The 210-nt window shown below is 64.8% G+C and carries 1 protein-coding gene; it reads left to right on the top strand.

The genetic code is table 11. The annotated features are described in order from the left end of the window. A partial coding sequence (locus ACYQ2W_RS26980; RefSeq protein WP_459874250.1) for a TfoX/Sxy family protein occupies nucleotides 1–210 on the top strand: 210 nt, incomplete at both ends.

Consider the following 210-nt stretch of genomic DNA (forward strand, 5'->3'; position numbering starts at 1 on the left):
GATGGGGGTCAGCGTCGAATATCTGGAGTACCTGAGCGAGCTGCTGGAGTGGCTGCCGCGGCTGCGCGTGAAGCGGATGTTCGGCGGCGCCGGCTTCTACAGTGAGGAGTTGTTCTTCGCCATCGCCGATGACGACGGTCTCTACCTCAAGGGGGACGGCGGGTGCAGCCCGTTCTACGAGGAGGGCGGCGGGGAGCGTTTCGCCTATGT

The sequence above is a fragment of the Endothiovibrio diazotrophicus genome (assembly GCF_054657215.1).